The sequence below is a fragment of the Enterobacter cloacae complex sp. S2 genome (assembly GCF_015159675.1).
Lineage (GTDB): Bacteria > Pseudomonadota > Gammaproteobacteria > Enterobacterales > Enterobacteriaceae > Enterobacter > Enterobacter intestinihominis.
Map to the genome: position 1 here is coordinate 1 of NZ_JADDTS010000052.1, position 9250 is coordinate 9250.

7 protein-coding genes are annotated in these 9250 nt (G+C 56.8%); 5 read left to right on the top strand and 2 right to left on the bottom strand.

Annotation, left to right across the window (positions count from 1 at the left end; all coding sequences use genetic code 11):
- Positions 1–63: 63 nt before the first annotated feature.
- Positions 64–1503 (bottom strand): aldehyde dehydrogenase, encoded by a 1440-nt coding sequence (aldA, locus tag IPZ49_RS20515; RefSeq protein ID WP_023306155.1) that lies wholly within the window; start codon positions 1501–1503, stop codon positions 64–66.
- Between the two features lie 199 nt (positions 1504–1702).
- Positions 1703–2497 (bottom strand): YdcF family protein, encoded by a 795-nt coding sequence (locus tag IPZ49_RS20520; RefSeq protein WP_074143083.1) that lies wholly within the window; start codon positions 2495–2497, stop codon positions 1703–1705.
- 391 nt (positions 2498–2888) lie between these two features.
- Here IPZ49_RS20520 and IPZ49_RS20525 point away from each other — a divergent pair, with 391 nt between their 5' ends.
- The 5 genes from IPZ49_RS20525 to IPZ49_RS20545 all read left to right on the top strand — a co-directional run bounded on the left by IPZ49_RS20525 (position 2889) and on the right by IPZ49_RS20545 (position 9234).
- Positions 2889–4208, top strand: a complete 1320-nt coding sequence (locus tag IPZ49_RS20525; RefSeq protein WP_032624298.1) for an MFS transporter — start codon at positions 2889–2891, stop codon at positions 4206–4208.
- A gap of 158 nt (positions 4209–4366) precedes the next feature.
- A complete protein-coding gene (locus tag IPZ49_RS20530) occupies positions 4367–6019 on the top strand; it encodes an MFS transporter (protein WP_063145936.1) in 1653 nt (550 codons plus the stop codon).
- A 22-nt stretch (positions 6020–6041) separates the two neighbouring features.
- The gene (locus tag IPZ49_RS20535; RefSeq protein ID WP_193762867.1) at positions 6042–7124 is read left to right on the top strand and encodes an HlyD family secretion protein; all 1083 of its coding nucleotides are present in this window, start codon (positions 6042–6044) and stop codon (positions 7122–7124) included.
- A complete protein-coding gene (locus IPZ49_RS20540; protein WP_063145937.1) occupies positions 7121–8500 on the top strand; it encodes an efflux transporter outer membrane subunit in 1380 nt (459 codons plus the stop codon). Before IPZ49_RS20535 ends, IPZ49_RS20540 begins: the two co-directional genes overlap by 4 nt.
- Before the next feature lie 74 nt (positions 8501–8574).
- On the top strand, positions 8575–9234 hold the full coding sequence (locus IPZ49_RS20545) for an O-methyltransferase (protein ID WP_063145938.1): 660 nt from the start codon (positions 8575–8577) through the stop codon (positions 9232–9234).
- Positions 9235–9250: the final 16 nt, after the last annotated feature.

Here is a 9250-nt window from a genome sequence, read left to right on the forward strand (position 1 = left end):
CTCCCCAAAGGGGCGAGGGAACTGCTCCGTGCACACATTATCTCGCATGGAGGGGGCTCCTGATTACGACTGTAAATAGACTACCTGCGTCTGCAAATACTCATTCAGACCGTGTTTGCCATCCGCCCCGCCGATCCCGGATTTCCGCCAGCCCGCATGGAAGCCCTGCATCGCTTCAAAGTTTTCACGGTTAATGTAGGTCTCGCCGAACTTAAGCCCTTTAATGGCTTTCATGGCGACATTCAGATCCTGCGTATATACAGACGAGGTTAAACCGTAGTCGCTGTCGTTGGCCATTTTCAGGGCCTCTTCCAGGGTGTCGAAAGCCACCACCGGCAGCACCGGGCCAAAGGTCTCTTCGTGCATGATGGCCATGTCCTGACGTACGTCCAGCAGCAGCGTTGGGGGATAAAAATACCCTTTGCCCTCTGCCGCTTTACCGCCAAGGACCACTTTAGCCCCTTCCTGCACCGCGCGCGCCACCTTCTGCTCCACACGCTCCAGCGCGGCGGCGTTGATCAGCGGCCCCATGGCAATATCCGTTCGCTCAGCCGGATTGCCAAACTGGACGGCTTTCATTGCCTCACCCAGACGATTCACAAAGCGGTCGTAGATCCCCTTCTGAACATAGACACGTTCCGCGCAGTTACACACCTGTCCGGTATTGATGACGCGTGAATCCACAATGGCCTTCACGGCCAGCTCGAGGTCGGCATCGTCCATCACGATGGCCGGGGCTTTACCACCCAGCTCCAGCCCCACTTTGGTGATGTTTTTCGCAGCCGCAGCCATGATCTTTTCACCCGCCCCGACGCTGCCGGTCATGCTGACCATCGCCACTTTCGGGTTCCCGGCCAGCTCCTGTCCGACGGTTTCACCGCGGCCCAGCACCAGGTTGAAGACGCCTTTCGGCAGGCCAATCTCGTCGACGATTTTGGCAAACGCAATGGCGTTGTTTGGGGTAAATTCGCTCGGTTTGATAACGATGGTGTTGCCGGTGATTAGCGCAGGAGCGAGCTTACGGGCAATCAGGAAGAAGGGAAAGTTCCACGGCAGAATGCCGGTGGTGACGCCAAGGGCGCGTTTAAAAACCAGAATATTCTCGCCCGGACGGTCGCTCTGAATGATTTCCCCTTCATAACGGCGCGCCCACTCGGCCATATAGTCGATATAGTCAGCTGTAAAGTTAACTTCCACTTCCGCCAGCTGCTGGATCTTGCCCCCTTCGGCCACAATCAGCGCGCTGATTTCGCTGACGCGCTCGCGGATCCCGGCGGAAATTTTGCGTAGCCAGCTGGCGCGTTCAATGGCAGGCAGCGCCTCCCAGCCAGCCTGCGCGCGCTCTGCCGCGTCAATGGCCTTGCGGGCGTCCTCGGCGGTGCCGTCGGGAATACGGGAAATGACCTCTTCCGTGGCCGGATTGATCACGTCAATCCAGGCATCACCCTGCCAGGCAACAAACTGTCCATCAATATACATAGGATGTTGTACGGGTACTGTCATAACCTGCTCCTGTAATCACACTGTTTTTAACAAGTAAACTTAATGTTAAAAACTATAATTACCGGGGCAATTGCCTACTCTATGAGTCTGTTTTTGTGAGATATCTCATAAAAGAAACGGGTCAGCCCGTTTCAAAAATCACAAATCGGCAACAAAGGCTGCCCGTTTGCGTAAAAGATGGCGCAAACGGGCAAGAGCATTACAGCAGAGAACGGCTCACCAGCGCGTCGGTGAGAATGACGTCGTTTCGCAGGATCTGCCACGCGGCGTCCACTTCGGCAGGGATATCGACATGGGCAATGAAATCACGTCCCGCCGGACCGTAGCCGTTGATGTCGTCCCTGAGTCGCGGAAATTCACCCAGCACCAGCGACAGGTAACGTTCTACCGGCCATAACCCCTCGACCGGGCCGCTGAACGCCAGACCGTCGTCACTGTTTTGCAGCACGGGCGTCAGGCCGGGATGACTCATCCATGCGGGCGATGCAGCCTCGTCGCGGCAAACGCGGGCAAACGTAGCCATTGTGCGACGCTGCATCGTCGGGTCCTGCACTACCAGCACCCGGGCGGCATTCAGTCCGGACTGTTTCATCAACGCCCGGCTGAAGCGGGCGTTTTCGCCACAGTTGGTCGACTGATCCTCAACGTGAAGATGCTCAGCGGGAATGTTCCAGAATTCACGGGCGATGTCGGCCAGAATAGCCGCCTCAGCCCGCCCGGTGGTGGGTATCCTGTTATAGCGGGGGTGTTTCGCAATCGCGGCGTAGAGGAAGGTCGTCGAGTGACCGATCCCGCCGCTGATAATCAGAGGAACCCCCTGTTCAGCCGCGATTTTACAGGCAGCATCAATCGCGGGGATCACCGCGTTACCCGCCAGAATCACCAGATCAACGGGCTGGTTGTCCTGATAGTCGTCCTGAGCAAGCCACGCCCCAACAGTATTCACGGCGTCGAGTGTTGTGCCAGGCAAACAGGGGAAAAGTGCCATTGTCATCGTTACCTCCTTACAGCATTAATCTTTAGAGTACTTCACACAACGGGGTTGAAAAGGAGATCACTCTGAAAGCCGAGGTGCTCATTACGCTGCATATTTGTCATTTTGATGAAATAACCAGAAACATCCAAAAACAATTGGGTTGCACCCTGAGTTTGTGCTTTTGATTATCTGCCCTTCAACACATCCTGCCACAACAGCGTGCCGAAAAAGCACCAGTTGCTGCTTAATCCATCGTGATCTAACCCGTTTTAGTTCTGGCTGACTTGCCAAACGTAACATCCAACCCTAAGTTGCTTAACAATTTCACAACCATTACACACCGACAGGTTGCACCTGAAGCGCGCCAGGTAACACCTCTATTATCATCCACGTGGCGGAGTTTTGAGTCATGACACAACATGAGAGCACGACAACGGTATTGCGGAAAAACAAAAAGGTATTAATTGCCAGTCTTACGGGAAGTTCTATTGAATGGTTTGATTATTTTCTCTATGGCACCGCTGCCGCGCTGGTGTTTAACAAGATTTTCTTTCCGATGGTCGACCCGGTAATCGGGCTGATCCTCTCCTATCTCTCCTTCTCGTTGACCTTCTTTATTCGCCCCATTGGCGGCGTTCTCTTTGCACATATCGGGGATCGTATCGGTCGCAAAAAAACGCTTGTCCTCACCCTTTCATTGATGGGAGGTGCAACCGTGATGATTGGCCTGCTGCCCACCTACGACATGATCGGGATGTGGGCGCCCGCGTTGCTGATCCTGATGCGTATTATTCAGGGGATGGGTATCGGCGGTGAATGGGGTGGCGCGCTACTGCTGGCTTACGAGTATGCGCCAGAAAAACGCAAAGGCTTCTTCGGCAGTATTCCGCAGGCGGGCGTTACCATCGGCATGTTGATGGCGACATTTATCGTCTCGCTAATGACGCTGTTCAGCGAAGAGGATTTTCTCTCCTGGGGCTGGCGCATTCCGTTCCTGCTCAGTTCCGTGCTGGTAATATTGGGGCTTTGGATCCGGAAAGATATTGACGAAACGCCTGATTTCCAGAAAGTGAAAAAATCCGGCCAGGTTGCGAAAGCTCCGCTGCGCGACACCATAAAACACCACTGGCGTGAAGTGCTAATTGCCGCCGGGCTTAAGGTTGTGGAGACAGCACCGTTCTATATTTTCTCCACGTTTGTGGTGAGCTACGCCACTACCACCCTGACCTATCAGAAATCCCAGGCGCTGGAGGCAGTAACTCTTGGCGCACTGGTCGCCACTATCATGATCCCGCTGATGGGGCTGCTCTCCGACAGGGTTGGCCGCCAGCGTATGTACGCCGTCAGTGTCTTCGTGCTCGGCCTGTTTATCGTGCCCTGGTTTATGCTGCTGAATACCGGTACCACCTGGGGAATTGTGCTCGCGACCGTTATCGCTTTTGGCGTACTGTGGGCACCGGTGACGGCGGTTCTCGGCACGCTCTGCTCTGAAATTTTCAGTGCCAACGTTCGCTACACCGGTATCACGCTGGGTTATCAACTTGGGGCCGCGCTGGCGGGCGGAACGGCACCGCTAATCGCTACCGGACTGCTGGCGAAATACGACGGCGACTGGGTACCCGTGGCCTGGTATCTGGGCGTGACGGTCGCTATCTCCCTCATTGCAATTTTTTGTGCCAGCCGCATCAACCGTGAACGCCACCTTCAGGCGCAGCCGGAACAGCGATAATATTATTGCGGCTCCGTTCGCGAGCCGCACTTTTTCTTCATCCTTCCCTCTACATTTGATTAACATACAATATTCGTATTCACTTGAATTATGATTTGCGTCAGCCGTAGAATCATTAGCCCGCTCACAATTCAACATTTTGAAAGGTAAACCCCGTTATGCGCCTGCCCCAACGCGATCCTTATGCTCCTCGCGAGTGGCAGCCACACGAGAAACCCGCTCTGCTGGGTTCCCCTTCCACCCCGGAACATCCGACGTCGAAACGGATCGCCTATGGCGTGGTCGGCCTGCTGGTGTGTCTGACCGGGGCGCTGGGTAACGCGGTCGTCACCGCCAATCTGCAAAATCTGCAAGGCACCTTCGGCGCCTGGTCGACTGAAATCGCCTGGCTGCCTGCCGTCTATGTCATGACCAACGTCTCCATCAACCTGCTGCTGGTAAAGTTTCGCCAGCAGTACGGTTTGCGCGCGTTTACGGAAGGCTTCCTGGTGCTGTATGTGCTGGTCACCTTTTTCCACCTGTTTGTGAACGATCTCAGCTCGGCGCTGATGGTACGGGCGGCACACGGGATGGTCGCCGCCGCGCTCAGCTCGCTCGGCATTTATTACCAGATACAGGCGTGGCCCGCGAAGCACCGACTGAAGGCGCTGACCATCGGCATTACCGGTTCGTCGCTGGCGATACCGCTGGCGCGGCTGTTCTCCACCGAGCTGTTGCAGCTTGATGAGTGGCGTGGGCTGTACTTCTTCGAGCTGGGTTTGGCCCTGATCTCACTGGCCTGCGTGATGGTGCTGAAACTGCCCCCGGGTGATCGACGCAAAGTTTTCGAGAAGAAAGATTTCATCACCTTCTTTTTGCTTGCGCCCGGTATGGCGCTGTTGTGCGCGGTTCTGTCGCTAGGGCGTCTGGAATGGTGGTTTGAAACACCGTGGATCGGCTGGGCGTTGGCTCTCTCGCTGGTGCTGATTGTCTCTGCGATCGTGTTTGAACATAACCGCAGCAACCCGCTTCTCAATACCCGCTGGCTGTCCAGCGGCAGCATCGTACGCCTGGGGTTGATTATGCTGCTGATCCGCATCGTACTGGCGGAACAGAACACCGGCGTCATCGGCTGGCTGCAATATGCGGGCCTACAGAATGAACAGATGACCCATCTGGCGTGGTCTATTTTCGCCGGAATCGTCTGCGGTATCGTCACCAGCTGTCTGACGATCAAACCCACTAAGCTGGCCTGGCCGATTATCACCTCGCTGGCGCTGATGATTGTTGCTTCGCTGCTGGACAGCCAGTCCAACAACCTGACCCGGCCGGATCAGCTGATGTTCAGCCAGTTCCTGCTTGGTTTCGGCAGCGCTTTCTTCCTCGCCCCTGCGATGCTGGCCGCCATTGGCGGGGTGATCGCCGATCCACGCAATCTGGTCAGCTTTTCTGTGATGTTTGGCATGAGTCAGAACCTTGGTGGCCTGCTGGGTTCTGCAATCCTTGGTACCTTCCAGACCTGGCGCGAGAAGTACCATTCCAGCCTGCTGGCTGACCAGCTCACCACCCTCAACCCGCTGGTGAACGAACGCATTCAGCTTTACACCCAGATGTATAAAAGCCTGGTTGGCGACAGTTCCCTGTTGGGAACCCAGGCCATTATTCAGCTTCAGACGGTGACGACGCTTGAGGCAAACATTCTGGCTTACAGCGATACTTATCTCCTGACGGCGAGCATTGCCACAGCCACGCTGGTCTGGATTTTATGGCGCTTGCTGCGCCTGCGCATCACCGCCCGTATGGCCCTTAAGAACGCCACTGGCAATAAGTAATGACTATTTTTCAGGAGAAGTTATGAGTCAGCAGGATGCCGCCAAAGAGCAGGCCAACACCCGCAAAAATGTACGCGTCGTTTCCATTTTCACCGCCGCGGCTATCGGCATTGTCGGGGTGCTGGTGATCCTTTATGCCTGGCAGTTGCCCCCGTTCACGCGTCATACCCAGTTTACTGATAACGCCTACGTGCGCGGCCAGACCACGTTCATCAGTCCGCAAGTCAACGGCTACATTACTGAGGTCCATGTTCAGGATTTTGTGCAGGTTAAAAAAGGCGACCTGCTGTTGCAGATTGATGACCGGATCTATCGCCAGCGCGTCCATCAGGCCGAGGCGCAGCTGGCAATGAAAATTGCTGCGCTGAACAACAACCTGCAACAGCGTAAAAGCGCGGAAGCGGTGATTGCCAAAAACGAAGCGGCACTGAAAAACGCCCGTGCCCAAAGTCTGAAAACCCAGGCGGATCTGAAACGCGTGAAGGATCTGACCGCAGACGGCTCCCTGTCCATTCGCGAGCGCGATGCGGCGCTGGCCAGTGCCGCCCAGGGGAGCGCCGATATCGACCAGGCGAAAGCAACGCTTGAGATGTCGCGCCAGGATCTACAAACGGTTATCGTCAATCGCGCTTCGCTGGAAGCGGACGTTCAAAATGCGAAAGCCGCGCTGGAGCTTGCGCAGATCGATCTGCAAAACACCCGCATTGTCGCGCCGCGTGACGGTCAGCTCGGGCAGATTGCGGTGCGTCTTGGAGCGTACGTCACCCCCGGGACGCACCTTACCACGCTGGTCCCGCCGCAGCACTGGGTGATCGCCAATATCAAAGAGACGCAGCTGGCGAATTTACGCGTCGGACAGCCAGTGAAATTCACCGTCGATGCCTTAAACGATAAAGCCTATCAGGGCCGCGTGGAGAGCATATCCCCGGCCACAGGCGTCGAGTTCAGCGCTATCACCCCGGATAACGCCACGGGCAACTTTGTTAAAATCGCCCAGCGCATCCCGGTACGCATTGAGGTACTCGGTGAGCCGGAGGCGTACCGGCTGCTGCGCCCTGGCATGTCGGTGCAGGTCACCATCGACACGCGGGAGGCGAAACAATGACGCTTCGCCCGATAGCCGGCCTGCTGATGATGGCTATCCTTGCGGGTTGCCAGTCGGTTGACGTAGAGCCCGCCAAATCGTCCCTGCACATACCGGTCCAGTGGCGCGCGACGTCGGGGCCAACCAGCCCGACAGAGCAGCTCTGGTGGCGTAATTTCCACGACAGCAATCTGAACCGCTATGTGGATCAGGCGCTGAAGAACAACAGCGACGTGCTGATTGCCCGCGAGCGGATTAACGAGTATCAGGCCCGGGTGTACGCTGCCGACGGCAGCCTGTTCCCGTCGCTTGACGCGGGCGTGACCGGGACGCGCGCGCGCTCGCAGTCCGCCGCAACAGGCCTTCCGGTATACGGTACGTTGTACAAAGGCAGCCTGACCGCCAGCTACGACGTGGATATCTGGGGGGTAAACCGTAGCACCTCCCGTGCCGCCGAAGCGTCGCTGGAGGCACAAAAGGCGGCGGCCGCGGCGGCAGATCTCACGGTCGCATCGTCGGTGGCCTCCGGGTACGTCACTCTCCTGTCGCTGGATGAACAGCTTCGCGTTACCCAGTCCACGCTGAAATCGCGTGAAGAGGCGTTCAACCTTGCTAAACGACAGTTTGAGACGGGATACAGCTCTCGCCTTGAGCTGATGCAATCGGATTCTGAGCTGCGCGCCACCCGCGCTCAGGTTCCACTGCTTCAGCACCAGATTGCGCAGCAGGAGAATGCGCTTAGCCTGCTGCTGGGCAGCAACCCGGGTAACGTTGCGCGCGGTGAAAGCTTTGATGCCCTGACGCCGCTGAAACTGCCCTCCCAACTGCCGTCGACGTTACTGAACCGGCGTCCGGATATCGTCCAGGCTGAACGTCAGCTGATTGCGGCGGACGCGACGCTGGCGGCATCGCGTGCCAGCCTGCTGCCGTCGATCAACCTCACGGCCACAGGATCGGTGCAGGATCGCACGCTGTCGGGATTGCTGGATAACCCCCTCCAGCTCTGGAGCGTGGGCGGCAGTATTCTTGCGCCGCTGCTGAACCGACAGGCGCTGAATGCACAGGTGGATATCTCCCAGTCTCAGCGTAATCAGGCGTTGTACAGCTACGAAAAAACCGTACGTAATGCGTTTGCCGAGGTGAATGACAGCCTTGATGCCATCACCCGTTATCAGGAACAGCTTACCGAGCTGCTGGCTCAGCAGGCGGTCGCGCAGGAGACGCTGCGGATAGCGCAAAACCGCTACCGCAACGGGTACTCTTCTTATCTGGATGTGCTCGATGCACAGCGCACGCTGTTCTCGGTGCAGACCAGCGTGGTACAGGTGAAAAACAACCTGCTGCTGGCGCAAATTGATTTTTATAAAGCGCTGGGCGGCGGTTGGGTCAGTGCGTGAAAACATGCCGGGTGGCGGCTACGCCTTACCCGGCCTACATTTCGCCTCTGGCGATACCCCCAAGGAGTCAATCTATGCAACAGCAGTGGTGTTCAGTAGATAATTACATGATTTCGTCGCTTATTCCTGAAGATGAAGTTCTCCAGAACGTCCTTGAAAACAACAAACGCGCCGGTTTACCCGAGCACGACGTTGCCGCAAATCAGGGGCAACTGCTGGCGCTGTTTGTCCGCATGACGCAGGCGCGTCGAATACTGGAAATCGGTACGCTGGGCGCGTATAGCTCAATCTGGATGGCGCGCGCCCTGCCGCCGGATGGAAAGCTGATTACGCTTGAAGCGGACCCGACACATGCCGCAGTTGCACGCCAGAACATTCACCTTGCGGGACTCAGCGATCGTATCGAACTGATTACAGGCCCGGCGCTAAAGTCGCTCGAGAATTTCGGTGACGTCCCGCCCTTTGACCTGATCTTTATTGATGCCGATAAGCCAAACAATCCCGGCTACCTGGAGTGGGCGCTGCACTACTCCCGTCCCGGCACGGTCATAATCGGCGATAACGTGGTACGCGACGGCGAGGTGGTTAACGGGCAAAGCGACGATGCACGCGTGCAGGGGGTACGGAAGTTTATCGAGATGACTGGAGATAACCCACGCTTAACCGCCACCGCGCTGCAAACGGTGGGCGTTAAGGGGTGGGATGGGTTTACGCTAGCGATGGTGGAACGATAAAAAAGCCGGGTGGCGG